Annotated in this window: 23 protein-coding genes and 2 pseudogenes; 6 read left to right on the forward strand and 19 right to left on the reverse strand. The window is 59.9% G+C overall.

What is annotated here, in order from left to right; all coding sequences use genetic code 11:
• Positions 1 to 362: 362 nt before the first annotated feature.
• A complete protein-coding gene (locus tag V1289_RS36055) occupies positions 363 to 749 on the forward strand; it encodes a response regulator (protein WP_334403355.1) in 387 nt (128 codons plus the stop codon).
• A gap of 101 nt (positions 750 to 850) precedes the next feature.
• On the forward strand, positions 851 to 1,636 hold the full coding sequence (locus tag V1289_RS36060; RefSeq protein WP_334403356.1) for a sensor histidine kinase: 786 nt from the start codon (positions 851 to 853) through the stop codon (positions 1,634 to 1,636).
• 3 nt (positions 1,637 to 1,639) lie between these two features.
• Here the strand turns inward: V1289_RS36060 and V1289_RS36065 are convergent, their stop codons facing one another.
• The 4 genes and pseudogenes from V1289_RS36065 to V1289_RS36080 all read right to left on the reverse strand — a co-directional run bounded on the left by V1289_RS36065 (position 1,640) and on the right by V1289_RS36080 (position 4,792).
• Positions 1,640 to 2,305 carry a tyrosine-type recombinase/integrase gene (locus V1289_RS36065; protein WP_334403358.1) on the reverse strand — a complete coding sequence of 222 codons (666 nt, stop codon included), beginning with the start codon at positions 2,303 to 2,305 and terminating at the stop codon, positions 1,640 to 1,642.
• Between the two features lie 354 nt (positions 2,306 to 2,659).
• Positions 2,660 to 2,827, reverse strand: a pseudogene (locus V1289_RS36070) (cytochrome c); the annotation flags it as partial.
• Between the two features lie 318 nt (positions 2,828 to 3,145).
• The gene (locus V1289_RS36075) at positions 3,146 to 4,387 is read right to left on the reverse strand and encodes an MFS transporter (RefSeq protein WP_334403360.1); all 1,242 of its coding nucleotides are present in this window, start codon (positions 4,385 to 4,387) and stop codon (positions 3,146 to 3,148) included.
• A 21-nt stretch (positions 4,388 to 4,408) separates the two neighbouring features.
• On the reverse strand, positions 4,409 to 4,792 hold the full coding sequence (locus tag V1289_RS36080; RefSeq protein WP_334403362.1) for a glyoxalase: 384 nt from the start codon (positions 4,790 to 4,792) through the stop codon (positions 4,409 to 4,411).
• Between the two features lie 91 nt (positions 4,793 to 4,883).
• Between V1289_RS36080 and V1289_RS50015 the strand changes: the two are divergent.
• Both V1289_RS50015 and V1289_RS36085 read left to right on the forward strand, forming a co-directional pair.
• Positions 4,884 to 5,057 (forward strand): annotated as a pseudogene (locus V1289_RS50015) (helix-turn-helix domain-containing protein); the annotation flags it as partial.
• Positions 5,058 to 5,096: 39 nt separating this feature from the next.
• Entirely contained in the window at positions 5,097 to 5,768 is a 672-nt protein-coding gene (locus V1289_RS36085; protein ID WP_334403364.1) for a substrate binding domain-containing protein, read from the forward strand.
• Between the two features lie 98 nt (positions 5,769 to 5,866).
• Here V1289_RS36085 and V1289_RS36090 read toward each other — a convergent pair whose 3' ends face one another.
• The 14 genes from V1289_RS36090 to V1289_RS36150 all read right to left on the reverse strand — a co-directional run bounded on the left by V1289_RS36090 (position 5,867) and on the right by V1289_RS36150 (position 20,520).
• Positions 5,867 to 6,256 carry a hypothetical protein gene (locus tag V1289_RS36090; protein ID WP_334403366.1) on the reverse strand — a complete coding sequence of 130 codons (390 nt, stop codon included), beginning with the start codon at positions 6,254 to 6,256 and terminating at the stop codon, positions 5,867 to 5,869.
• A gap of 41 nt (positions 6,257 to 6,297) precedes the next feature.
• Positions 6,298 to 9,399 (reverse strand): efflux RND transporter permease subunit, encoded by a 3,102-nt coding sequence (locus V1289_RS36095; RefSeq protein ID WP_334403368.1) that lies wholly within the window; start codon positions 9,397 to 9,399, stop codon positions 6,298 to 6,300.
• Entirely contained in the window at positions 9,396 to 10,475 is a 1,080-nt protein-coding gene (locus V1289_RS36100; RefSeq protein WP_334403370.1) for an efflux RND transporter periplasmic adaptor subunit, read from the reverse strand. Before V1289_RS36100 ends, V1289_RS36095 begins: the two co-directional genes overlap by 4 nt.
• 136 nt (positions 10,476 to 10,611) lie before the next feature.
• Entirely contained in the window at positions 10,612 to 10,854 is a 243-nt protein-coding gene (locus V1289_RS50020; RefSeq protein WP_442896113.1) for a DUF3551 domain-containing protein, read from the reverse strand.
• Positions 10,855 to 10,946: 92 nt separating this feature from the next.
• Positions 10,947 to 12,335, reverse strand: coding sequence for an FAD-dependent oxidoreductase (locus V1289_RS36105; protein WP_334403371.1), 1,389 nt, complete (start codon positions 12,333 to 12,335; stop codon positions 10,947 to 10,949).
• A gap of 88 nt (positions 12,336 to 12,423) precedes the next feature.
• Positions 12,424 to 12,864, reverse strand: coding sequence for a hypothetical protein (locus V1289_RS36110; RefSeq protein ID WP_334403372.1), 441 nt, complete (start codon positions 12,862 to 12,864; stop codon positions 12,424 to 12,426).
• A gap of 119 nt (positions 12,865 to 12,983) precedes the next feature.
• Complete coding sequence (locus V1289_RS36115) at positions 12,984 to 13,919, reverse strand: 3-hydroxyacyl-CoA dehydrogenase NAD-binding domain-containing protein (protein ID WP_334403373.1); 936 nt, start codon at positions 13,917 to 13,919, stop codon at positions 12,984 to 12,986.
• Positions 13,920 to 13,941: 22 nt separating this feature from the next.
• The gene (locus V1289_RS36120) at positions 13,942 to 15,156 is read right to left on the reverse strand and encodes an acyl-CoA dehydrogenase family protein (RefSeq protein ID WP_334403375.1); all 1,215 of its coding nucleotides are present in this window, start codon (positions 15,154 to 15,156) and stop codon (positions 13,942 to 13,944) included.
• Positions 15,157 to 15,195: 39 nt separating this feature from the next.
• The gene (locus V1289_RS36125; RefSeq protein ID WP_334403377.1) at positions 15,196 to 15,957 is read right to left on the reverse strand and encodes an acetoacetate decarboxylase; all 762 of its coding nucleotides are present in this window, start codon (positions 15,955 to 15,957) and stop codon (positions 15,196 to 15,198) included.
• Positions 15,958 to 16,020: 63 nt separating this feature from the next.
• Positions 16,021 to 17,247, reverse strand: a complete 1,227-nt coding sequence (locus tag V1289_RS36130; protein ID WP_334403379.1) for a CaiB/BaiF CoA transferase family protein — start codon at positions 17,245 to 17,247, stop codon at positions 16,021 to 16,023.
• A 40-nt stretch (positions 17,248 to 17,287) separates the two neighbouring features.
• A complete protein-coding gene (locus tag V1289_RS36135; RefSeq protein ID WP_334403381.1) occupies positions 17,288 to 17,905 on the reverse strand; it encodes an ester cyclase in 618 nt (205 codons plus the stop codon).
• 17 nt (positions 17,906 to 17,922) lie between these two features.
• Positions 17,923 to 18,954: a polysaccharide deacetylase family protein gene (locus V1289_RS36140; protein ID WP_334403383.1), complete on the reverse strand. Its 1,032-nt coding sequence runs from the start codon at positions 18,952 to 18,954 to the stop codon at positions 17,923 to 17,925.
• A gap of 71 nt (positions 18,955 to 19,025) precedes the next feature.
• Positions 19,026 to 19,463 carry a DsrE family protein gene (locus V1289_RS36145; RefSeq protein ID WP_334403385.1) on the reverse strand — a complete coding sequence of 146 codons (438 nt, stop codon included), beginning with the start codon at positions 19,461 to 19,463 and terminating at the stop codon, positions 19,026 to 19,028.
• A gap of 85 nt (positions 19,464 to 19,548) precedes the next feature.
• Positions 19,549 to 20,520, reverse strand: coding sequence for an MBL fold metallo-hydrolase (locus tag V1289_RS36150; protein ID WP_334403386.1), 972 nt, complete (start codon positions 20,518 to 20,520; stop codon positions 19,549 to 19,551).
• A 194-nt stretch (positions 20,521 to 20,714) separates the two neighbouring features.
• Here V1289_RS36150 and V1289_RS36155 point away from each other — a divergent pair, with 194 nt between their 5' ends.
• Positions 20,715 to 20,918: a hypothetical protein gene (locus V1289_RS36155; RefSeq protein WP_334403387.1), complete on the forward strand. Its 204-nt coding sequence runs from the start codon at positions 20,715 to 20,717 to the stop codon at positions 20,916 to 20,918.
• A 117-nt stretch (positions 20,919 to 21,035) separates the two neighbouring features.
• The gene (locus V1289_RS36160; RefSeq protein ID WP_334403388.1) at positions 21,036 to 23,810 is read left to right on the forward strand and encodes a winged helix-turn-helix domain-containing protein; all 2,775 of its coding nucleotides are present in this window, start codon (positions 21,036 to 21,038) and stop codon (positions 23,808 to 23,810) included.
• Between the two features lie 101 nt (positions 23,811 to 23,911).
• Here V1289_RS36160 and V1289_RS36165 read toward each other — a convergent pair whose 3' ends face one another.
• On the reverse strand, positions 23,912 to 25,117 hold the full coding sequence (locus V1289_RS36165; protein WP_334403389.1) for a CaiB/BaiF CoA transferase family protein: 1,206 nt from the start codon (positions 25,115 to 25,117) through the stop codon (positions 23,912 to 23,914).
• Positions 25,118 to 25,136 lie beyond the last annotated feature (19 nt).

Consider the following 25,136-nt stretch of genomic DNA (forward strand, 5'->3'; position numbering starts at 1 on the left):
AGGCTTGGCTATGCGCCGCGTTTCAGGACGCGCGCGGTGCGACGATCCAGTGACGCGAACTCTCTAGATGGCTACTCTAGCACGCGATAGCAACCTTTGCGCGCTCATAACGCCCGTCGCGCCCGCCTACCCGAAAATGCGCGAAATTAATAAGTGGATCGAGCTTTCACTTATCGGCTGCGATATCATGGGCTTGCATCGATTCCGATGCGTCGATTGCCGACGCGCGAGTTTTTTCTTGCAGTATTCTTAAGACGATAGGGATCATATCACCCCTGAAATTCTTGTCTCGTTGTAACGACTCATTCTGAGCAAAACCCGGTTTGAGCACGAGCTGATGTTTTTTTCGAAAACTGCCCGTCATGATGGTGCTTGATCATTCGTCCGTCCCCGCAATCGTTCTCGTCGTCGAGGACGAAATGCTGCTTCGCATGCGCGCGGTCGATATGGTCGAGGACGCCGGTTACACCTCGCTCGAGGCGGTGGATGCCGACGAAGCCGTCGCCATCCTGGAAGCCAGATCCGACGTCGCGTTGCTGCTCACCGACATCCAGATGCCCGGCAGCATGGACGGCTTGGGACTTGCGCACGCCGTGCATGATCGCTGGCCGCGGATCAAGATCATCCTAGTGTCCGGCCAGTTGAAGCTGTCGGGCATCGATATCCCCGCCAACAGCCGCTTTTTTGGCAAGCCATTGGAGCCGCAGGTCATGATAGCCCAGATGCAGCGCATGATCGGTGAGGCCTGATGCCGACGGATCAGGCTGAAATGGCGATAATCGCCCGGTTGCGCAGCAATCGCGCCTCAATTGATATGAGTGGCACCCGATTTAAGGTGATATAGTTGGGGATGTTCGAGGTCGATCATCATCAAGACCAGCGCCATCGGGATCCCGGCGCAGCGCCTCCCCAGGAATTTCTGGCGGCGGAGAACGTCAGCCTTCGGCTGCTGTTGGCGCAGGCGGAAATCGACGCACAGGCGCTGCTCGCGCAGGCCGGCATTGACGCGCGCGAGCGCGAGGTGTCCGACAAGCTGCAAAAGCTGATCCTCGAAGAGCTTCATCACCGCATCAAGAACACCCTGGCCACAGTCAGCGCCATCGCCTCCCAAAGCCTGCGTAACGTGCCGGGCGCCGAACATGCCCAGCACGCGATCGAGGGCCGGCTGGTGGCGCTCGGGCGGGCTCACGATCTGCTGCTGCAGGCGCGCTGGACCAGCGCCGATCTCGGAAAGATCGTGCGCGGCGCCACCGAGGCCTTCGACAATCCGGATGTGCCGAAATTCACAATTATGGGCCCCGATGTCCGGATGACGTCGGGCGCCGTGATCGCGATCGCGATGACGCTGAACGAACTCTGCACCAACACCACGAAGTTCGGCGCCTTGTCGGTGCCCGCCGGCCGCGTCGACATCGCCTGGACGGTCGATCCTACCGCGCAGCGCCTGCATCTGGAATGGTGCGAGAAGAACGGCCCCGCGGTTCAGGCTCCCGAGAAGCGTAGTTTCGGCACCCGTCTGGTCGAGACGCTCGGCAGACAGCTCAAGGGCGACGTCGAATTGAAGTATGAGCCGAGCGGTTTTGTCTATGCTTTCGACGTGCCACTGGCCTCTCTGACCGCGATAGTGCCCGAGTAGCCTTCATCGGACACAATCAAGTCCGCGGTCAAATAGCCAGTTCCAGCAGAGCCAATCGCGCAAGGACGGCAGGGTCTCTTTCGCCTTCCTTGGTGGATCGCAAAATGGTTTCAGCCACCGACCGAGTCCGCGCCGAACCAACGGGATGAAAGCGCGCTCCCCATGGCTGTCGATGTCGGATACCTTCAGCGCGACCACCTCGGACACACGCAATCCGGCCCCATAGGCCACACTCAATGCCGCCTTGTATTTGAGCCCCGGCGCCGCATCGAGAAAACGCGCGACTTCCTCCGGGCTCAGGACGACCGGCAGCTTGCGTGGCACGTGGATAAACTGGGTATGGTTCACGATGTCGGCGCGCCCAAGCGTGATCTTGAAAAAGAACCGCAGTGTCGAGACGCTTTGGTTGAGGGTAACGCCGGCGCCACTCGTCGCCAGATGAAGCTGATAGCGGCGTACGTCTTCGAAGCTCGCCGTGTCGGGCGATCGGCCGAGGAAGGCAGCGAAGTTCTTGACCCGCTGCAAGTAGTCATGCTGAGTCTTCGGCGCTAACTTGCGGATCGTCAGGCGTATCAGATCGGCCGCCGCCGAAGTCGTCAGCCGGCCACCATCAAGCCGCGCCAGAACATCAATCCGATTCAGCTCTCGCTTGCTCATCAGCACCCACACCCATCGGATTCCCAGCCCCCAAACCCCGTAAAGAGCTCGAAGACTGACATTCCAACTTTGCTCAGTGCTGACATTTTAGCTTTCCGCCCACACCGTCCACCGACTTCGAGAGCAATTGGTCAGGTCTGACTGCGTAAGTTGCGAATGATTCGCTCACAGTCTGAGAACGACGGGGGAGACGGGCAAGAGACCCGTCCGAGAAGGAAGAGACACGTGCGAGACAAGATAATCAACGAACGCGAGGCGGCCCACTGATGGGTCAACACCGCTGGTGCGCCCACGCGCGGCGACGTGGGGACCACACAAGAGCGATCAGGAGCCGCCAGCGCGTGCGACCCGTCGCTCTCCCGGGCATCAATACGTCTGTGTCAAATAATCCACAATCTTGCCGACGTCCGCCTCATCGATTGGCGCACCGTAAACCTTGATCATCTTGGTCACCTCGGCCCGCCAGAAGTCTTCCTTGAATTTCGGACCCCGGGGCTGGGTCTGGACATAGTCGACCGAATGGCACGCCGTGCACTATCGACCTGGGGCAGCGGGATCACCTGGCCCAGCTCGAGCCATCCGCCCACGCTCCGTGCACCAGTACGATGTTGCGCGCCTCGACCGGTGCGGCTGGCTGAGCACGCGCCGCGAATCCGCTAAGCGTTGCCGTGAGTACGCCAACGGCTATTGCTGCAAGTGTCCGTAATTTTGTCATCGATCGAACTCCGCGGTTGAATTTGTCTACGTCAGGTGTGACTTCTTCCATGCTTGCTACTTCGGTACGCATCGGCCTGGAGTTACTGCGGATCACGATGCTGTTAGGCCAGTACACGCAGGCGGTCTCGATACTTTTCAACAGGATAAGGGTGATAGCTGCTCCGCACCGAGGCTTTTCAAACTAGCCGTGCGGTGCGAGGTTCGCTCGACAGGGACGAAGCCGCCGCCGCGCTCTTGGGTCAGGATGAAGATGAGCGCGGCCAAGGGGAGGATCGCGGCGGCGTAGGGGATAGCGCTCGCTCCGAACGCACTGTCGACCACGGCTCCGCCAATCATGCCGCCCAGCGCATTCGCGAGGTTGAAGGCCGAGATGTTTGCGGTCGCCGCGAGTTCGGGCGCCGCCGTCCCGTATTTCATGACCCGCATCTGCATCGGCGGCACATTGGCAAAGGACGCCGCGCCGAAGACGAAGGCAGCGGCAAGGAACGGCCATTTGAAAGGCGCGACGAGCCCAACGACGATCAGGGAGACGATCATCGCGGCCGGCCATAGGATGAGCGAGAGGCGAAGGTTCGCGTCGGCCGTCCAGCCGCCCAACGTGTTGCCGACGAGGAGACCCAAACCGACGATCACCAGCACCCAGGTCAGATCCGAGGCGCTGAAACCCGCCACCCGCTCGGCGACCGGCGCGAAGTAGCCGTAGAAGGTCATGAAGCCGACCCAGCCGAGGGCGGTGATCGCAAGGCTGGCGAGGAGATTGCGGTCTCTAAAGGCGCCAAGCTGTCCGCGGATGCTCGGTGCCGCACCGTCCCGTCCCTGAACGGGAACGAAGGCGGCGATGGTCACAGCCGTGAGCAGGCCGAGTGCGCTGATGAAGAGGAACGTCATGTTCCAACCAAACGTGTTGCCGATCCACGTCCCAGCCGGGACGCCGAGCACGTTCGCCAGCGTTAGCCCGGCGAACATCTGCCCAACGGCCTGCCCGGCGAGCTTGTCGGAAACGAGCTTCATCGCCACGACGGCGCCAATACCGAAAAACGGCCCCTGCGTCAGGCCCGCGATCACGCGGCTGACGAGTAGGACGCTGTAGCTGCTCGTAAAGGCGGCAATGAGGTTGCCCGCGATGAACAGCGCCATCAGGCCAATAAGCACCGCGCGCTTCTCGAAACGGGCGAGCCAAAGGGTCAGGATCGGACCACCGATGACGATGGCCAGGGCGTATGCGGTGATCAGGCCGCCGGCCTGGCCTTCGGTGACACGAAGCGAGTCGGCCACCTGGGGCAAGACGCCGGCAATGACGAATTCGGCCATGCCGATGGCGAAGGCGGAGAGTGTGAGTAACCACACCTGAAAAGGCATTTTCGACTTGAGTGACATGGTCAGGATTCTTTCCAAGGTTCAGGTGTTTTGAGGAACGGGTTCGGAAAAGACGGCTTCCAGCAGGGGCCCGCCGGGCGCGCGAAAGAACAGCCGCCGCTCTTGGATGTCGGCGAGGTCCATGGGCGTGTAGCGGATGCCGAGCTGATCAAGCTTGTTGCGGAAGTCGGCATAGCCTTCCATTCGCAGCCCGACGTGATCGATCGCCTCGGCTGCGCGATCGATGCCGTATCCTTGCGAGCCAATGATGTGGACGAGCGGATGGCCCCCGGAATAAAGCCAGTGACCGGGAATGCGTTGGATGGCGAGCGGCCGCTCGCCTTCTTCCAGATCGAAGACCGTCAGGAAGAATTTTCGTGTCGCCTGCAAATCCCGGGTGCGAATGGTGACGTGATCGAGGTTCATGTGAAGGCTCCTTTCGCTGGCGAAATTAGAGCATTCACATCGTCCATATAATCGGCTAAGTTATGAATACACTATTCGGGCTTTCCGAATGATGATTCTCGATAACCTGGCTTTGTTCCTTCGGATTGTTGAGAAAGGTGGTCTGGCGGCTGCCGGGCGGGAACTTGGCCTTTCGGCGGCTTCCGTCACCGAGCGCCTGGTCGCGCTGGAGAAATACTATGGAGCCGCACTCCTGCACCGCACGACGCGCGCGATCAGCCTGACCGACGAAGGGCGACTGCTGGTTCAGGGAGCGAGACGCCTGTTGGCCGAAGCCGACGAACTGGAAGCTCTCATCCGGCTGGGCGTGGAGAAAATATCAGGACCGATTCGACTGAGCGCGCCGATCGACCTTGGCCGGACCTACGTCGTTCCCGTCGTTGATGCGTTCCTGGCTGAGCATCCAAACGTGACCATCGATCTCAACCTGACCGATGGTTATGTTGATCTTGTCGGACAAGGACAGGATCTTGCCATTCGGTATGGCGAACTGGCGGACAGCACCTTGCGCGTAAAGCGCCTCGTTGAGAACCGGCGGATCGTGTGCGCGTCCCCGGTCTATTTGGAGACACGAGGAGCTCCGCAACATCCCGATGATCTTGTCCATCACGAATGCCTCATCATGCGTTACGGCCTGACGACCGATCGCGACTGGCCCTTCCTGATTGACGGCAAGGAGCGGCGGGTCATGGTGCAGGGGCATAGGATCGCGAACGACGGCGAATTGGTTCGGGTCTGGTGTCGGAACGGTTTCGGCATTGCCCGAAAATCACGCCTAGACGTCGAGGCGGACTTGCGGCAGGGCGCACTCATCGAACTTCTGCAGGACTTCTCGTCCGGCGAGACGGGGCTGCAGATCGTCTATCCGGCCACGCAGGCCCAGCCGAAACGCGTGCGTCTTTTGATCGAGAGGATCGCACAGGTTTTTTCGTCGTGAGGCCCCTGATTCTGGAGTGGGCTTAGAATTAACGCGGCAGGTTGGTTCGGCAACGGCCAGCGTTTGGTCGGATCACTCATGGGGCCGCTTTGCCGATGCTACTTTCCCTCAGGATCGCGTTCTGATTCCACGGAGTCATCTTCAGGGACGATCAACACGGGCGGTTCGTCATATCCTTTGCGGCTACTGTAAAAGAGAAGCGCCATGAGACCGAACCCGACCGCCAGTGAGATAATCACTCCGAACGACATCGCGGTGTAACCTGAGGTTGGTACGTCAGTGCCGTTTCCTAATGTCCAGCCGAGATAAATGACGACGCCGGTGGCGACCAACAGCGACAGCAGCACAATCAAGATGATCCATGAGCCAGCGTCCATGCGAGCCGATATAGCAGCCTCCGTTGATGCGCGATCCTTGTTATCGGTGTGTTTAATCATTCCAACCCGTTCGAGCACGCCGGCCAGAAGTTCGGCAACCGATTTCGACATCATCCGCTCCCGTTGTTGACGCCCGCGCATTAGAGGACAACTCAATTTGCTGAGGCCTGCTGAAGCTGGTCGGAAAGTTGGGCGCGATCGACCTCTTGCGGCGAAGGCTCCTTGATACGGAACCAGGCGACATAAAGTGCGGGCAGAAACACAAGCGTTAGTATCGTGGCAACCGCCAGGCCGCCCATGATGGAATAGGCCATCGGCCCCCAAAAGACGGTCGGAGCGATCGGGATCATGCCGAGAATGGCGGCCGCCGCCGTGAGAAGGATGGGGCGAAAGCGATGCAGGGTCGCTTCAATGACGGCGTCCCACGGGGCCCGGCCGTGCGCGATCTCCGTATCGATCTGGTCCACCAAAATCACCGAATTGCGAACGATCATGCCAACGAGGGCAAGAACACCCAGGATGGCAACGAAGCCGAGCGGCTTCCCAGTGATAAGCAATGCGGCGACCACCCCAATTAACCCGAACGGCGCAACGCTCAGCACCAAAAACAGCCTGCTGAAGCTTTGAAGCTGGATCATCAGTACAATCAGCATGATAAGAAGTGCTGCCGGAACGACGGCAGCGACAGATGATGTCGACTTGGCGCCTTCCTCAACCGACCCGCCGGGCACAATGCCATACCCAACCGGCAACTCTGCGTTCAGCACAGCCACCTTCGCTTGCAGGCTATCGACTAATGTCGCGGGCAGCACGCCAGCAATCAGATCGCTCTGGACGGTCAGTGTCGGATTCCTGTCCCGCCGCCAAATCAGCGGCCAATCCTGGGAATATTCGACCGTTGCCAACTGAAGTAGCGGGACGGTGCCGCCGTTTGGAATGGGAATCTGCAGGGTCCGCAATGCATCAGGAGATATTCTTTCCTGCTCATCGGCGCGCGCGACGACGTCGATCAGATATATCCCGTCGCGCAATTGCGTAATGTTGATGCCTGACACCACGGCGGATAATGACTGAGCCAGCACTTGCGAACTCACGCCCAAGAGTCTGGCCTGATCTTGATCGACGCGAATGCGTAACGTGCGTTGCGGTTCGATCCAATCAAAGCTGATCTTCTCGGTGCGTGGGTCGTTGGCGATAATGTTGGAGAGCTTGTAGGCGATCTCGCGGACTCGCGCCGGCTCGGGACCGCTGACGCGGTATTGTAGCGGCCAGCCGACGGGTGGTCCCAATTCAAGGGCCGACAGACGGCTCACCACGCCCGGAAATCTCTCAATCAGAACAGGCTCGAGGCGGCTGCGGAGGCGCTCGCGCGCCTCAAGGCTCTTGGTGACGATCACCGATTGGGCAAAAAAATCGTTGACGAGTTGCACATCGAGCGGCAGATAAAATCGGACGGCTCCCTGACCGACATAGGTCGTCCAATGGTCGATTTCGGGGTCGCCCTTCAGGAGTTCTTCGAAGGTTGCAACTACCTTCTCGGTTGCATAGATGGAGGAAGCCTCCGAGAGTTTCAGGTCGACAAGCAGTTCGGGCCGGTCGGACGCCGGGAAAAACTGCTGGGGAACGAAACGCAGCCCAAATATCGAACACGCCAATGCCGCCAGCGTCACACCTATCGTGAGCCATTTGGCACGCATCGCTCCCGTCAACGCGCGACGGAAGCCTTGCATGATTCGGCCCGGCTCGGCCTCGGTCGTGCGCTTCATCTTGTCGGGCAGGATGGTTACGCCGATCAGAGGCGCGAACAGAACCGCCACGATCCAGGATATAAGAAGCGCCAATGCAACGACCGCAAAAAGTGAGAACGTGTATTCGCCGGCCGAACTTCTTGCGAAGCCAATGGGAACGAAGCCCGCGACCGTCACCAATGTGCCTGTCAACATCGGGAACGCGGTCGAGGTATAGGCAAACGTGGCCGACTTGGTCTTTTCGGCGCCAGCCTCAAGCTGGGTCACCATCGTTTCGACGGTGATCATGGCGTCATCGACGAGGAGGCCCAACGCAATAATAAGCGCGCCGAGCGAGACGCGCTGCAGATCGATCCCCGCGAACTCCATGCCGACAAACACCGCGGCGAGCACCAACGGAATGGAGCACGCAACCACGGCGCCAGCGCGAATGCCGAGACTAATGAAGCTGACGGCGAGCACGATTCCGATCGCTTCCCACAACGCCTCCATGAAATCGTCAACCGCAGCCTTGACGACTTTCGGCTGATCCGCAGCGAGGTGCGGTTCGATGCCGATGGGCAGATCCGCCCCGATCTCGGACATCGCCCGTTCGATGTTTTGGCCGAGCGCCAGCACATCTCCGCCGGCCCGCATTGCGACGCCAATTCCGATCGCGGACTGCCCGTTAAAGCGCAACATCGGCTGTGGCGGATCGGAATAGGTGCGTTTGATGGTCGCGATATCGGACAACCGGAAGATTTGTCCGTTGGCTACGAAATTGACGTGTCTCAGATCGACTTCCGAGCGAAATCCGCCTGTTACGTCGACGCGAATCTCTTCGTCCGATGTTTGAACGACACCTGCGGGCGTCACGGCGTTCTGCGCCTGAATGGCTTGTATCAGTGCCTGGCGATCGAGATGAAGGCCGGCGATCCTGTGTGAGGAGAACTCAACGTATATTTTCTCGTCCTGCGCGCCAAAAATGTCGATTTTAGAAACGTCGTTGATGGCAAGAAGCCGGGTCCGCACACTTTCTACATAATCACGCAGCTCGCGTTGTGTGAATCCGTCCGCGGTGAACGCATAGATGACGCCATAGGTGTCGCCGAACTCGTCGTTGAAGAATGGACCGACAATACCTTGCGGAAGGTATTGCTGGATATCGCCGATCTTCTTGCGGACCTGATACCAGACGTCGGGCACATCCCGGCTCACCACGGAGCCCTTGAGGGTGATGAAAACTGTAGATGTGCCTGCAACCGTATAGCTCTTGATGTAGTCGAGACCTGGCGTTTCCTGGAGCTTCTTCTCTACCCGATCCGTGACCTGCTGGAGCGTGTCCGTGATGTTGGCGCCGGGCCACAGGACCTGAACCACCATGGTCTTGATCGTAAAATTGGGATCTTCGTTGCGGCCCAGCCGCAAATAGGACATTGCGCCCGCCGCGACGATGATGATCACCAGAAACCAGACGAACGAGCGGTGCCCCAGCGCCCATTCCGAAATATTGAAGCTGCGGTTCATTTCCGCGTGTCCGCATCGGCTTCAAGAAGTCTGACCTCTTGGCCGGGGCGCAACGCTTGAACGCCCGCCGTTACAACAAGATCTCCGTCCTTTAAGCCCCGCGACACGACAGCAGCCGACGTGTCATAATGACCGACCGTGATGGATACGAGCGATACTGTCTTCCTTTCGGGATCGACGACCCAAACCGCTGGCTTTCCCTCGCTTTGAGTCAACGCCGTCCCAGGAAGCTGAATGACGGGCTCTGATTGTACCTTGACCTGTCCGACGATCGTTGCGCCAAGGCGCATTGCATCCGGCGGACTGTCGAGAGCGACCTTCACAACGTAGGTGCCTGTTGCTGCATCCGCTTGCGGCGCAACCTCACGGACATGGCCACTTGCAAGGATCGCCGGGTCATCCGAAAGGGACACGGTTACTTCCGGATCTTTCGGACTCTGCCTGATAAGCTGGGAGGGAACATTAAAGACGGCGTACCTGTCTCCCTGCTTAGCGACCTGCAGAATCATTCTCCCAGCTGCGACGATCTCGCCAGATTCCGCTCCCTTGGCCGTAACAGATCCCTCGACGTCCGATTTGAGGTCAGTATACGTAAGATTATCTTTTGCGTTCTGCAGCCGCGCCCGCGTCGATTCGACCTGCGCTTGCGCGGTTTTCATCTGCTGCTCGGCCTGATCGTATTGAGCTTGCGTGGTAAATCCCTTGCTCAATAGCTCGCTCTGCCGACCTTCTGTGCCTTTTGAATTCGCCAGCACAGCTTGCGCAGAGGCCAGATCGGCTTCCGCGGATCGCAGGGCATTTTGAAAATCCTGAGGTTCGATCCTTGCGACGACCTGGCCAGGCTTAACGGGATCGCCGACCGTCACGTTTCTTTCCAGCAGCCGACCGCCGATCCTGAAAGCCAGATTGATCGGATCCTTGGCCTGTATTTGACCGGTCAAACTGATCGTATCGCCACTTAGCGCGTGCTGGACGGCGATCACACGCACTGGTCGGATTTCGACCTTCTTGGGCTGTTCCTTGCCGCATGCGGCGATAGTCAGCGCGACGGCGATGACGATCGGAATTCGTTTCATCGTGATAACACCTCATTCAATCTGCCAGATTGTCTGGCGCTCGCCATTCCAAGATGGAGGCACCGGACACTGAAGAACTCGATCGGCAGCACGCCAAAGGGCCTAGTAGGATAACCGGTTAGCGTTGGCGATTCCGCTATCGAACCCTCTTACTTACGACAAGCGCGGAACATTCGGCAGTGATACCGGAAGCGGTCTGTCGACACTGCTCGAGGCTAATAAACCCGCAGTCTGAGCCGCCTTCGCTATAAGATATGCAATAGGCGCCACGTTCCGCTGTTGGAGCAAAGCGTAGGTGAGCCTCTCTTTCGGCAACTGCCGCGATTGAGGAGCCCAAGGTGGCGACGCCCGTAGTAAAGAGCATGATAATTGTTCTCATGATGATGCATCCTTTCGATCAGATGTTGTAAATGCGAATTCTCAATTGCTGTACCTGAGCGGTTGCCCCAAGGTTCTCCGGCATACCGGACCCTATCGTGCCGGCACATTGGAGAAGAGCGCGCCGAGGCCCTCCGCCATTGTCGGGTGTGCGATAATCGCATCGCGCAAGCCGGTGAATGGCATGCCCGCCAACATTGCGGCCTGAACCACGGTCATGACTTCACCGGCATCGGCGCCGATCATGGTGAAACCGAGAATGTGATCGCCACCCGCCTCGACCAGTGCTTTCATGAAGCCGCGGGTCTCCGATATCGTCCGCGATCGCAACACGGCGGCGATCGGCAGCTTCGCCACGCGAACGGCGATGCCCTGGCGCTGGGCTTCGCCTTCGCTCAAGCCAACGCGCGCGAGCGGCGGGTCGGTGAACATGCAGTACGGCACGAGCCGATCACGCTTGGCGCGATTCCCGCCGCTCAGATTGGCGGAGATGATACGGAAATCGTCGAACGAGACGTGGGTGAACTGTGGGCTGCCGGCGGCCTCGCCGATCGCCCAGACATCAGGAGCGCTCGTCTCGAGCCGGTCGTTGACCGCGACATATCCCCGGGCGTCGAGCGCGACACCGGCCAGGTCGAGCCCGATCCCGTCCGTATTGGGGCTGCGTCCGGCCGCCACCAGGAGATCGCTGCCTTCGATGGCTTGATCGCTTGCCGTGCGGATCTGGAGGCTGACGGCTTCCCCGGACCGGCCCTGCACACGGAGAACCTTGACACCGAGATGCACCACGATGCCTTCGTCGCGCAGCATCTCAAGGATCGCGACCGCAACATCGGAATCTTCCCGGCCGGCGAGCTGTGGTCCCGCCTCCACGATGCTGACGCGGCTGCCGAAGCGGCGATAGGCTTGTGCCAGCTCCAGGCCGACATAGCCGCCGCCAAGCACGATCAGGTGGTCGGGCAGTCGATCGAGCTCGAGCGTCTCGACATTGGTGAGCGGCGCGGCCGCCGCGAGGCCTGGAATATCCGGGATCGTCGCATGCGTCCCGAGATTGAGAACAACGCGATCGCCGGTCAGCACGCGGGTACCGCCATCGGTCAATTTAACCTCGATGGTTTTCGGCGCAACGAAGCGGCCTGTACCCATGATCAACTCGGCACCACTGGCTTTGTAGCGTTCGAGGTGCATGGCGATCAGGCCGTCGACCATGTCGCGCTTGCGCGCCAGCACTCGCTTCATGTCGATGGCGACGGAGCCCGTCACGATCCCAAAGCGATCAGCGTGGTGAACGAGATCGGCAACTTTCGCACTCCAAATCTCGTTCTTGCTGGGCAGGCAGTTGGTGTTCGGGCAGGAACCGCCGATCAACTTGCGTTCGACGACGGCAGCGCGGTGCCCTGACTTCGCCATGTGCCAAGCCAGATATTTGCCGCCTTCGCCACTGCCGAGGACGAGCATTTCAAAGTGTTCCGGTTGAGACATTTTCGATTCCTGGTCGTTCGAGATTGAGCGCGACGCTGACGAATACCTTGGTCCGCCAAAGCATCGCACGCTTTCTCCAGTTTCAGAACTAACTGCCAAGCGACTCGAATTCTGCGCGACACGCCTCACCGAATTCGCGGAGAAGATCGATTGATCCGTTAATCGTCATCTCCCGCAGCTCAAGGAAGGTCTTGTTCGGCGCCAGATACGTATCGACGACCCTTCGTGCGACTAACTCGGCACTTTCGACGACCTTTGGCGTGGACAGGATATGCATCCTGCCCACCTTTACGTAAAGCTCGACTAGTGCCGGTATGTCCGGCTCGTCGTGCTGGAGCGCGTCGACATTGCATTTCGAAGCCGCCTCGATGAATTCCTTGTAGAGTTCTGGTCGGAGGAGCTTGTCTTGCGCGAGCCACTGGGTCCTCGCCTGAGCGTGGTGACTCAACCACGACGTGAGGACGGATGTAAGCCCGCCGGTGACGGCTCCCGCGAGTGCCGCGAGGGCAGGAATTATTGATGGGTTCATGTGGCAGTCATTGCGATGATCTCCTTGAGCCCGTTCACGTCAGGGTGCCTGAACTCGTCCGTCCCGCTCGCGCCCTTGACACGTTTTGAACCGTTCGCCGGTTGATGCCGACGACAACGTCAAACCTCTGCGTGCCGTAGCGAGAGCAGACCAAGCAGAACGTCGTCCCGGTACGCAGCGATATCGCGCACCGATCGGGATTGGGTTTCCTCGTGAACCCCTTTGATTATCCTCGCGCGCACTTCGGCCGTAAGCTCGGGAGAACCCAGCACATGCCACCACGCGGTCATTGGGCCGGTGAATTGCTCGAAGAAATGTTCGATGCCACCCTGGCCGCCGCCCAGATGGTTGAGAAGGCTTGGCCCCATCGCTCCCCAGCGGAGTCCGGGACCCCACGAAACGGCGGTATCGGCGTCGCCGACGCTCACGACGCCTTCCGAAATGAGATGCACGACTTCGCGATACAACGCCGCCTGCAGGCGATTGGCGACGTGGCCGGGGACCTCTTTGTGAAGGCGGATCGTCCGCTTCCCCAAGGCCCGATAGAACTCGGTCACGCGATGGACCGTCTCCTCAGACGTCTTGTTCCCTCCGACAATTTCGACAAGGGGGATAAGGTGAGGTGGGTTGAACGGATGACCGATGACGCATCTTTCGGCATGATCCGGGCACGCCGACTGAATTGCGCTCATGGTGAGGCCCGACGAGCTGGACGCGATGATGACGTCCCGCGCCAGCAGTCCATCGAGGCGTCGATACAGGTCCTGCTTGAAGTCGATCCGCTCTGGGCCATTCTCCTGAACGAGATCGCTGTCCGCTACGGCCGCCTCCAGGTTGTCGGTGAACCGAAGGTTTGAGAGCGATGCATGCGGTGCAAGGCCCAACCGTTCGAGCGCCGGCCACGCCGCGGCGATGAAGTCATCGAGCGCCTTTTTCGCGTTCGGGGAAATGTCTGTGGCGACGACCTCCAGACCCTTGGCAAGAAACAGCGCGGCCCAACTGGCACCGATTACGCCGGTGCCAATCACGGCTACTCGTTTGATCGTTTTGGTCATGGGAAAGCCTCCTCAGATTGGGTCAGACGAAGGCGCTGAATCCGGTGATCGCTTTGCCGACGATCAAGGCGTTCATCTCTCGGGTCCCTTCATACGAGTAGAGCGCCTCTGCATCGGCAACGAAGCGGCCAACGTGCCGGTCGAGCAAAATGCCGTTGGCGCCGAGAAGTTCGCGGGCCCAGCCGACGGTCTCACGCATGCGGATCGTGCACACACCTTTCGCGAGGGAAGCGTGTTCGTCGCACATGAGGTTCTGATCCTGAAGCTGCGAGAGCCGCAGGCACAGGGCTTGGGTCGAGGTGATGTTGCCGAGCATCTTGAATAACAGGTCCTGGACCAGCTGGAATCTCCCGATCGGACGACCGAACTGAAGCCGCGTTTGGGCGTAGCGAAGCGCATGCTCGTAAGCGCCGGTGGCGCAGCCGACCGATTCCCATGCAACGCCGGCGCGGGTCATACGCAGCACCCGTGCCGTGTCCGCGAACGAATTGGCGTTCGCAAGCCGGTTTGACTCGTCGACTTTGCAATCTGTCAGCGTAATGAGTCCGTTCTGCACGACACGAAGCGCCATCTTGTGCTGGATCTTCTCGACGTGAAATCCGGGCGACCTGTTCTCAACGATGAAACCTTTGACCTGGTCATCGCCGAGGTCGCGCGCCCAGATGATTGTCAGGTCTGCCCAGGTCGCGTTGCCGATCCACTTCTTTTGGCCGTTCAGGATCCAGGTGTCGCCGTCTCGCGTTGCGGTGGTGAGAAGTCCGCCGGACGCGCCCGAACCCACTTCGGGCTCGGTCAGACCAAAGCAACCGATCTTGCTTAGCGCCGCCATCTCGGGAAGCCATTTTTGCTTCTGGGCCTCCGACCCGCAGAGGTAGATGGAGCCCATGGCGAGGCCGGTATGAACGCCAAAAAAGGTAGAGATCGATGCGTCGACCCTCGCCATCTCCATCATGACAAAACCCATTAAGGTCGTGCTGCGTCCGGGGCATCCGTATCCCTGGTAGGGAAGGCCCGCGATTCCGAGCGCAGCGACCTTCGGCACGAGATCGAACGGGAATTCGTCACGTTCCCAGAAATCGTTGATGATCGGCTGCACCTCCGTTTCCATGAATGCGCGGACCTTCAATCTGATCTCGTTGTCCTCGTTATTAAGCGTCTTGGCGACCAGGTAGAAGTCGCCGTTGGCTTCGGGAAGTGGCTTTGACTGAGTCTTCGTTATTGGTTGAGGGATCGCCATGACATCATCCTTGTTTGAGGGGCTCGGCAGCGATGCAATTCACCGCGTCGGTGATGTTTTGCCGGCGGCGAGGTAATCGTGGACGACCTCGCCGCCGGTTAATGTGAGGTCCGTCAGGAGATGCGTCGCCGAGAGAATTTCGAGCACAGGCAGCTTGGCGACGGGCGCGAAACAGTGCGGATGCAGCTCAATAGAGGCGGGACCCTTCCAGGCGCCCTTCACCGTGACATCCGATGGGTGGTATTTGATGAGTTCGCAGATCCGTGCGGAGCCGTCGATGTGCGGCATGATTTTCAGCAGGAAGCCTGGCATTTCCAGGGACGCCTTGACGGCAGCCAAATCTAACGTCTCGTATTTGTAGGCCATGGTCGCGGTCGCGACCCGCACGCCGTTGTAGTCGAGTGTCCCGACCAACGCGTCATTCCGCACTTCGAGCTTCGGCTGGGCGAGCACCTTGGGAAAGCCGAGCAGTTCGCGCCCGGAGGCGATGCCGGCTTCACTGTCCAGATACATAGCGTGCGTAAATCCACCGGGCTCTCCTTTGAAGGTTACCGGAATGACCTGTCCGGACTCCGTGTAGGAGCCAAGCCCGCTGGAATCGGGCATCTTGATGAATTCGTATTTGACAATCGGCTCGGCGGGCCTGAGTGGGGCCGGAACGACGCGCGCCAGCGCCTTGGGATCGGTGCGGTAGCTAATGATGATGAATTCCCGATCGACGAATCGGAATGGCGGCTTCGGGTATGCCGGGCTCGTCAACGGCATCGCATAAGCGGACGCCCGGACTTCTTCTTCGGTCATGGGATTCTCCAGGGAAGCGACGTAGCCGCGGATCGAATTTCGAGGTAGCCAACATTTTCACCGTCAAGTTCCGAAGCGTGAGACCGCGCCGGCGTCGTGCAATCGGGCGACCTCCGCATCGTCGAACCCCAAATCTTTGAGTATCCCTGTGCCATGCTCGCCGAGCTGCGGCGCCACCGTCGGCTTGATCTTTGAAAATCCGGCGATCTGCATCGGGCTGCTGACGGTGCGCGTTGCCCCTTTCCCGGGCATGTCGAGGGGAACCACAATCTCGTTCGCTGCCAACTGAGGATCGTTGATGATCTCGGTGGCGACTTGCACAACGCCAAAGATGACGCGGCCAGCGGTGAGCACATCCTTCCAACGAGCGAGTGTCTGGCTCGCGAACAGCGGGTCGAGGATGTCGACGAGCTGTGCTGCGTTTGCTGCGCGCCCGTGCTCCTCGGAGAAGCGAGGATCTTCAATGAGCTGGGGCATCCCGATCGCCTTGGCGAAGCCGGGCCAGTCCTTGCGCTGGGCCGCAACCAGCAGAATCCAGCGATTGTCGGATGTCTGGTACGGGTTGAGCAGGGCATTCGGAGGCGACTTGCGATTATGCTGGGGAAAGAAGTGCCCGCCATTGAGTCCGCCTTCGACCCAGGTCCCGGCCGCCCAAATCCCGTTGGCGATCAGCGAGGTTGAGACGTGGCTGCCTTTGCCGCTGCTTGCGCGTGCGTAAAGCGCCGTGACAATTGCAGCGTACAGCGTGGTTGCGGTGGCATGGTCGCCGATCCCTGGAATCGGCAGTGTTGGAGGACTGCCGGCATCATGCGTCACTTGCATCAGGCCCGTGCGCGCCCAAAACGCCGTGACATCGAAACCCGGTGTGTCGGCTTCGGGGCCTTCAGCGCCGTAGCCTGTGACATCGGCGTAGATGAGCCGTGGATTCAGTGGCGCAAGCGCCTCGTAAGTCACGCCGAGGGAAGCCTTCACGCGCGGCGGGAAGTTGACGACAACGACATCCGCCCAGCGCACGAGGCGCAGCAGCACTTCCTTCGCGCCGCCCGACTTCAGATCGAGTGCGATGCTTCGCTTGTTCCGGTTGGTCAGCTGCCAGGCGTAGTTGAAATTGCTGACCGGATTTGGCGGCGTCGCGGAGAAGAAACGGTAGGGATCGCCCGTTCCGGGCGGCTCGACCTTGACGACATCAGCACCGAAGTCAGCGAGAATTGTCGTGGCGGCTGGGCCGGCGATGAAGCTCGCGAGATCAAGCACTTTCAGACCGGAAAAGATGTGGTTGCCGTCGGTCATGTGATCGTCTCCCTTGCGCGGCCGCAACTGTTCGCGGTCACTAGTCGACTTTGGCGATGCCCATTTCTTGCAGCAGCGTCAGATTGTCTTCGATGTGCCAATTGTCTGTGATGCAGCCGTTCTGGATCTTGACGAGGTCGGTGGCGATGAAAGGGATCGGCTGGCCCTTGCCCTGCGTCTGCCCGAACCTGCCTGTGAAATGGCCGGTGAAGTTCATATGCACGGTGACGTAGTCGCCGGCGACGATCATCTTCTCTACCGTGACTTTGAGGTCGGGCACGGCGGCGCGGAAGCGGCGCGAGGCAAAGGCGGGTCCTTCCGGCCCTTGCGGTCGGCCCGGCGGCAGCGTGTGATCGGTGAAGTTGGAGGCGATGGCTTGATTCAGCAGGGCCTCGTCGCCGGTGTTCCAGAAATCGTAGAATGCGCGGATTGCCTTCATGGTCGCCTCGCGTTGCGCATCAGGCATCGGCGCGGCGATGACGAGATCATTGATCTGGACGCTGTCGGCGGCAAAGGCCGGCGCTGACAGCGAAAGCGTCAATGCGGCAACAAGCCCGACGCCGCGCAGGCGCTTGTTCGGCGTGCTTCCGCTCCTGAAATGCCGATCGGACGGATGCCGGGCTTGCTTCGCGCGGGCACACTTCAGCTCATGTGACATCGGCAAACCTCCTTGCGTCAGCCTGTCGGCCCGGGGAGGCCGGTTGCGCTCGGCGGACCCCGATCGACAATCGGCGTGCCGGCGCGATTGGCCAGCACGTAGCGGGCGATTTCGTCCTTCCGCGCGAACCAGACATCCTCCTCGCCCTTCGCATAGGTGAGGAAGCGGTCAAGGGCTCGAATCCTGCCGGCGTGGCCGGAGATGCGATCGTGCAGGCTGACCACCATCATGCGCCGCCGATGCGCCCCCTCTTCGTAAAGCTGGTCGAACTCGTCGCGTAGCGCTTGTTCAAAGGCGGCAGCGTTCCAGCCAACGAATGGAAAGGAGACGATGTCGTTCAAGTGGAAGGTATAGGGCACGGTCACGAAGTCCCGTCCGCGCACCGGGATGATAAATGGTTCGTCGTGGCTGGGCTCGTCGATGTGATAGAGAAAACCGAGTTCCTGCAGCGTCTCTAGAATGTGGATCGAGTTACGCATCCAATAGGCGTTCCACCCGACAGGATTCTGACCGGTAATCCTAAGGATCGTCTCGACGCTATCGGCGATGAAGCGCTTTTCCTGGTCGCGTGGAAGCTGATAGGAATTGTCCCAAACCCGGCCGTGAGCGGCTGCCTCATGACCTCGTCGTACGATCTCCTGAGCGAGATCCGGGGAGGTTTCGACCGCTTTGCCGATCATGAACGAGCTGAGTTTGATCCCGTGCTTGTCCATGAGGTCGAGCGCGCGGGGGATACCCTCATAATGGCCGTAGGCGAAAAAGGCGTTGGTCGGCAGGTCCGGGACTCCCTTCTCGATCGGATCGGGGATCACGCCGCCTGCGCCGGAGATCGGCTGTCCGCCACCCTCGAACATCAGCGACAGACTGACCGCCAACCGCGCGCGATTTGGCCAGAAACCACTTGTGCTAGGGGCAGATGCATTGATGGTCTGCGCCGCCGGTGCTGCCGACGCCGATAAGCCACCGGCAGCGACAGCTGTCGCGAGTGCGACGGTCTGAAGAGCCTCTCGGCGGTTAAGATGCGAGGGCTTCTGTGCGGGATTGATCATTCGCGACTCCGTCTGCTTTACGCGCTCTCAACTCTTCTTGATTAGATTGTATTCAGCGCTTGGCCTGGGCTTCACTCCGTGATTTTCACGAACCCTTCCTGAACGAGCTGAGTCGTTCTCGCCATTGCATCCTTGTTGACCTTGATGTCGGGAAGCAGATCTACGTTCCCCCAGTTGTGAACCTTCGCGGTCGCGCCGCACAACTCAATGCGTACCCCGCGCTTCATGAGGTCAGTGATAAGCTCCTTGTAGGGATTGCCAGTCGCTATGTTCCGATCGGCGTTGTAGGAGCTGTCGTTCAAGGTCGCGTGGCCGGCGTTCGTGTGAAAGACGGCGATAACCTCCGACACGGCGTTCCAGTCGGTGATGTCGTTCTCGATAAGCTGAAGATGGAAAATCGAAGCGGGCAGATCTCCCTCGAACGCCAAGGCGCCAATACTAAACACTGTCTTCACGTTCGACAGCTTCACCGGGATATCGATGTGAAGCAGTTTTTCTGAAGCAGACATGTCAAGGTTCCTTTCTAAAACCGACGCTCTTTGTGCCCTGGAGGACGCAATTCGCATTGGCGGTTGAACATCTGAGCCAACGGCGTCAGACGCCTTGGTAAACCAGTCGCGTGAAGAACGCCGGGCTTATGACGAATTGACCCCACTTCGCGTCGTACGCAGCGGTCGGCCTGGCGGCGATCGTCTCGTCGGGAGACCGGCCCTGCTGCTTGAGCTTTGAGATGTTGTCGTGGATCGCAAGAAGCATGTCGCGATAGGCCGAAAGCTCTGCCCTGTTGCTCACCGGGCTGCCATGACCGGGGATCACGATTGTTCTGTCGGTCGCGGCAGCGACATTTGCCTCGGCAGCTTTGATCATCCCTTTGATGTTTCCGCCGGTCGAGTAATCGATGAACGGATAGATGCCATTCCAGTACGTATCGCCAGTGTGAAGGATATCCGCTTCGGGGATGGTGATGGATATATCGCTGTCTGTATGCGCGGGACCGTAATATTTGAGGGCAAGCGTGGAGCCATTCAGGATCAGAGTCTTCTCTGAGGGGAAAATTTCGGTCGGAATTGCCGCTAGCGGCGACGAAGGGAAATTGAAATCCCAGTCCTCGACCCTCTGGGCGGCCAAGAGATGCTTGTGAGTGTTCTCATGGGCGATAATGGCTGCCCCTTCTGCATTCAGCCATTCATTGCCGTCCGCGTGATCGAAATGCCAGTGGGTGTTGATCAGATGTCTGATTGGATCGCGGCTCAGGTCGTTGGCGGCCTCCAGGATTCGCGGACGGGATACGGTGATTCCGGCATCGATGAATACCTTGCCATCGGCACCGGTTAAGACGGCGATATTGCCGCCAGAGCCCTCGAGGATGTTGACGTTGCCGCGCAGCCTATGGACCTTAATGGGCGCCTTCGCGGCGTCATCGCGGATCAGATCCACGATATTGCGTGCCTCGGCGTAGGCTTGCGAGGGGGTCAGCCAGCCGCCCGTGGCAGCGAACGAGGCTGCGCCCATGCAACAGAGGCAGAAGCCGCGACGTGATAAGGTGCGTTGATGTAGGGTGGACATCGAATTCTCCTAACAGGAAGAACGGGCACCGCGAGGACGCGGGCGGTCGTGCCGACGGTCTGAAGAGCTCCTCGACGATTGAGATGCGAGGGCTTCCGAGCAGGGTTGATCATTCGAGTCTCCGTCTGCTTTACGCGCTCTCAACTCTTCCTGTTTGGGAAGACTCTCCGGGTCGGGTGAAGGAATGTCACCAAATGGAAGACATTCAGGCCGTATGCCATGCCATGGCGATGTTCTATCCCGGCGGCGCGGAGCAATTCCTTGAAGCAGTTCTGAGTATTTCTGAGAAAGTGAGCGGCCGTGCCCGGAAAACGGTCGGCGACCTCACGCAAGACGCAGCAACGGTTGTCGGCCGACCAGGAACCGGCTCTCTTGACTTGCGCGCCGCTAAATTCTGATGAAACGTGAGATATCCTGAACAGGGGCCGCGAGTGCGCGCACAAGACAGACGACTGGTGTATGAGTTGGGCGAGTGGGAGGTCGATCTCGCTCGACGCGAACTACGAGCGTGTGGAGTGCCCGTTCCGATCGGGGGACGCGCGTTCGAAATTATCGAGGTTCTGGTTCAGTCGGCAGGTGAGCTTGTCACCAAGAACGACCTCTCGGCTCGCGTATGGCCGGGCGCGATCGTGGAAGACAATACGCTTCAGTTTCATATATCCGCGATTCGCAAGGCGTTCGGCCGGGATCGCGAAATGCTGAAGACGGCGTCCGGGCGTGGCTATCGCCTACTCGGAGCGTGGACATCCCGGCAAGAGGATACATCATCCGCAGACTCGATTGATCTCGAACCGATGCAAAGCCCCGCCGAGCCATTTCAGACCAATCTGCCTGCGGCAGCATCCGAACTGGTCGGCCGAACTATCGCCGTTCAGGATCTGCGCGCGCTGCTGTCCGCCTACCGGGTGGTCACGCTGACCGGACCGGGGGGAATAGGGAAAACCAGGCTGGCATTGGAGGTGGCTCGTGGCTTGTTTCCGAGCTTTCAAAGTGATGTTCGACTTGTCGAGCTGGTGTCGCTGTCGGATCCTGGTCTGGTGCCGACCGCCGTGGCAGGGGTCCTTGGCCTGAAGTTGGGGGGCGACGAGATTTTCGCCGAGTCCGTCGCTCGGGCCATCGGAGCACGGAAACTTCTGCTTGTTCTCGATAATTGCGAACACGTGATCGACGCGGCAGCCAGGTTGGCGGAAACGATCGTGCGCATGTGTCCACGAACGACCATTCTTGCAACGAGCCGGGAGATCCTCAAGATCGAGGGTGAGCATGTTTACCGCGTTCCCCCATTGGATGTGCCCTCGCAGTATGAGGAACCCGGCAATATACCTGGTCATAGCGCAGTGCAGCTTTTCATTGCCACGACGAGGGCGCTGTACTCGGAATTCACGCCGGACGGTGAAAACCTCACCGCGATTGCTGCAATCTGTCGGCGCCTTGATGGCATCCCGCTGGCCATCGATTTGGCAGCAGCTCGCGTCGCGACTCTTGGGCTTCAGCAGGTCGCCGCGGGCCTGGATAACCGCTTGGGTATGCTAATCGGCGGCCGCCGAACAGCTCTGCCGCGGCACCAGACACTGCGTGCAACGCTGGACTGGAGCTATGAGCTGCTGCCCGAGTTCGAGCGGCTGGTGATGCGGCGCCTGGCCGTTTTCGCCGGCGACTTTACGGCAGAGGCGGCGAGTTCTGTGGCGGCGGATGGCGAGGTCGCCGCATCGGAAGCGGTGTGCTCGCTGGCCAACCTCGTCACCAAGTCTCTCGTGATGGTAGAGGTCGGAAGTGTAATTGCGCACTATCGGCTGCACGAGACGACGCGCGCCTACGCCCTCGAGAAGCTCGCTGAAGGCGGCGAGTTCGAACAGGTGGCAAGACGCCATGCCAAGTATTACCGGGATCTCTTTGAAAGCGCCGAGACAGAGCTGGAGACGTTGCCCGCGCCGGCGTGGCTGGCGCGCTACGGCCGTCAGATCGGACAGGTGCGCGCGGCTTTGGATTGGGGCTTCTCGCCAACTGGCGCCGTCGAGATCGGCGTAGCGCTGACCGCGGCCGCTGTGCCGCTGTGGGTGCATTTGTCGCTGATGGAGGAATGTCGAAGTCGCGTCGAGCGGGCCCTTTCGAGTCCCGCCGAGAGCCGAGACGCACGTCGCAATATGCAATTATATGCGGCGCTTGGCGCGGCGCTGTTTCTGACCAAGGGCTCCTGCCCAGAGACAATAGTGGCCTGGACAGGCGCCTTTGAGATCGCGGAAAGCCTCGACGATGCGGATTATCGCCTGCGAGCGCTTTGGGGCTTGTTTATCGAGCACATCACGAGCCGCCGCTATCGGGCGGCCCTGGCGGTGGCCGAGAGATTTTGCACCTGTGCGGCGAAATCGACCGATCCAGCCGATGGGCCAGTCGGCGACCGTCTGGTCGGCGTGGCGCTGCTTGCCCTGGGTGACCTGGAAGGAGCGCGGCGGCGCATCGAGCGCATGCTGGATCGCTATGTCACCAGGAGGTCGGACATCGTCAGGTTTCAGTATGATCAGCGGTTGTTGGCGCGTTCGTATCACTCCCTGATACTCGGGCTGCAGGGATTTGCCGACCAGGCCATACTTGGCGTCGAATGCAATTTAGTCGCCGCTCGCGCCAGCGATCACCCGGTGTCGCTGTCCAGTGCCCTAAGCTGGGCCTGCCCCGTCGCGTTTCTCGTCGGCGATCTGACCTTGGCGGAGCGCTACGTAAAAGCGCTGATGGATCGTTCCGCCAGGCACGCGCTGGAGCTGTGGAACCTCGTGGGCCGATGTTTTGGAGGCGTGTTGCTGGTCAAGCGCGGCGATGTTGGCGCCGGGCTGGAGCTTCTCCGCACCGCTTTCGCCCGCGTCCCTCAGGACTCGCTTAGCCTCCTTTACACTCTATTTCTCGCGGAGATTGCCGACGCGCTCGGTCGCCACGGTAAAGCTGCTGAGGGGCTCTCGATCATCGACGAGACGCTCGCACGATCCGAGCGCGACGAGGAGCGCTGGTGCGTCGCCGAGCTCCTGCGCATCAAGGGCGAACTCATCCTGCGGGAGGGTGCGCCGCAAGCCGCGACGGCGGCCGAGCAGCACTTTTTGCAATCGCTCGATTGGGCAAGGCGGCAGGGCGCCCGGTCATGGGAGCTGCGAACATCCACAAGCCTTGCACGCTTGCAGAAGGATCAAGGTCGAATCGCCGAGGCACGCAACCTTCTGCAAGCGGTGTACGCTCGCTTCAGCAAGGGCTTTGAAACCGCGGACCTGAAGACCGCGAAGGCGTGTCTCGACTCTTTGTGCTGACTCACATTTTGCGCTTTAGTCGGATAGGTGAATACTGAGTAAGCGTCCATTTCTGACACGTCGATTCGTCTCCAATTCTTTGTCGCTCGAGCCGCGGATCTTCATGCGACCGCTCCGTCTGCGCGAAGTTGTTCGATCATGGCCGCGTCATATCCGGCTTCGCGCAACACCTCGTCGCTGTGCTGGCCGACTGCCGGTGGACGGCGAGGCTTCACCTTGTTCTGACCTTCAACGCAAATCGGACTTGTGACCGTCAGCACGCCGTCGTTGTCGAACGGGACCAGGATGTCGTTGGCCAAAATCTGGCTGTCATTCGGAATGTCTTGCGCCGAAGCGACGACGTCGAACACGATTCCACCCGCGGCGAGAATTTCCCGCCATTCTGATCGGTCTTTGGTCGCAAACGTCTTATCGAGTACCGTGGTCAGTTCCACTGCGTTCTTCATTCGATCGCGGCTCGTTGCAAACTGTCGGTCGTTCTGCAGGTCGTCCCGTCCGAGGCATTTGATGAAGACCGGCCATTGTCGCTCCTCATTGAGAATCGTGAGGATCAGCCAACGCTTGTCTCGGCATTGATAATAGTTGGTGAAAGCGTTTAGCGCCCGCTCGCGCGGAGGACGATCAATGAATCGGGCGCCACACAAGGCAGCCTGCGCCATGACGCCATTGCACCAGACCCCATTAGCGAGCAGCGACGTTCCGACGTGCGCGCCCATGCCCGTGAGCTGACGCTGATACAGGCCCATGACGATGCCTGCATAAAGCGAGATTCCGGATGGATGATCGCCCATACCAGTCAGCGATCGCGCCGGGGGCGCCGTGGCCTCGGTGCGCACTCCGTCCATGAGGCCTGATCTCGCCCACCATGCGGTGATATCAAAGCCTGGCTTGGAGGCTTCCTCACCGTACTCGCCATACCCGGTGAAGGAAGCATAGATCAGCCGGTCGTTGAGAGGCGCAAGGTCCTCATATCTCAGGCCGAGCTTCTTGCGGACCACGGCCGGAAAGTTGGTTATGAAAACGTCGGCTTGGACGACCAGGCGTCGCACGACTTGCTGCGCGGACGGCTTCGCGAGGTTGAGAGCAAGCCCGCGCTTGTTGCGCGATGCAAGCATCCACGCATAGTTCTCCTTGGCTTGTGGCATCGTCGGCAGAGATGGAACGGCCCGATACGGATCACCCGCGCCCGGCGGTTCAATCTTGATCACGTCGGCGCCGAAATCCGAAAGAATTGTCGCTGCCGCCGGCGCGGCGATGAAACTGCTGCAATCGAGAACCTTCAGGCCTTTGAACATCAGTTGCGCCATTCGCGTGCTCCCAATCCAA

This window comes from Bradyrhizobium sp. AZCC 2289 (assembly GCF_036924615.1).
Classification (GTDB): domain Bacteria; phylum Pseudomonadota; class Alphaproteobacteria; order Rhizobiales; family Xanthobacteraceae; genus Bradyrhizobium.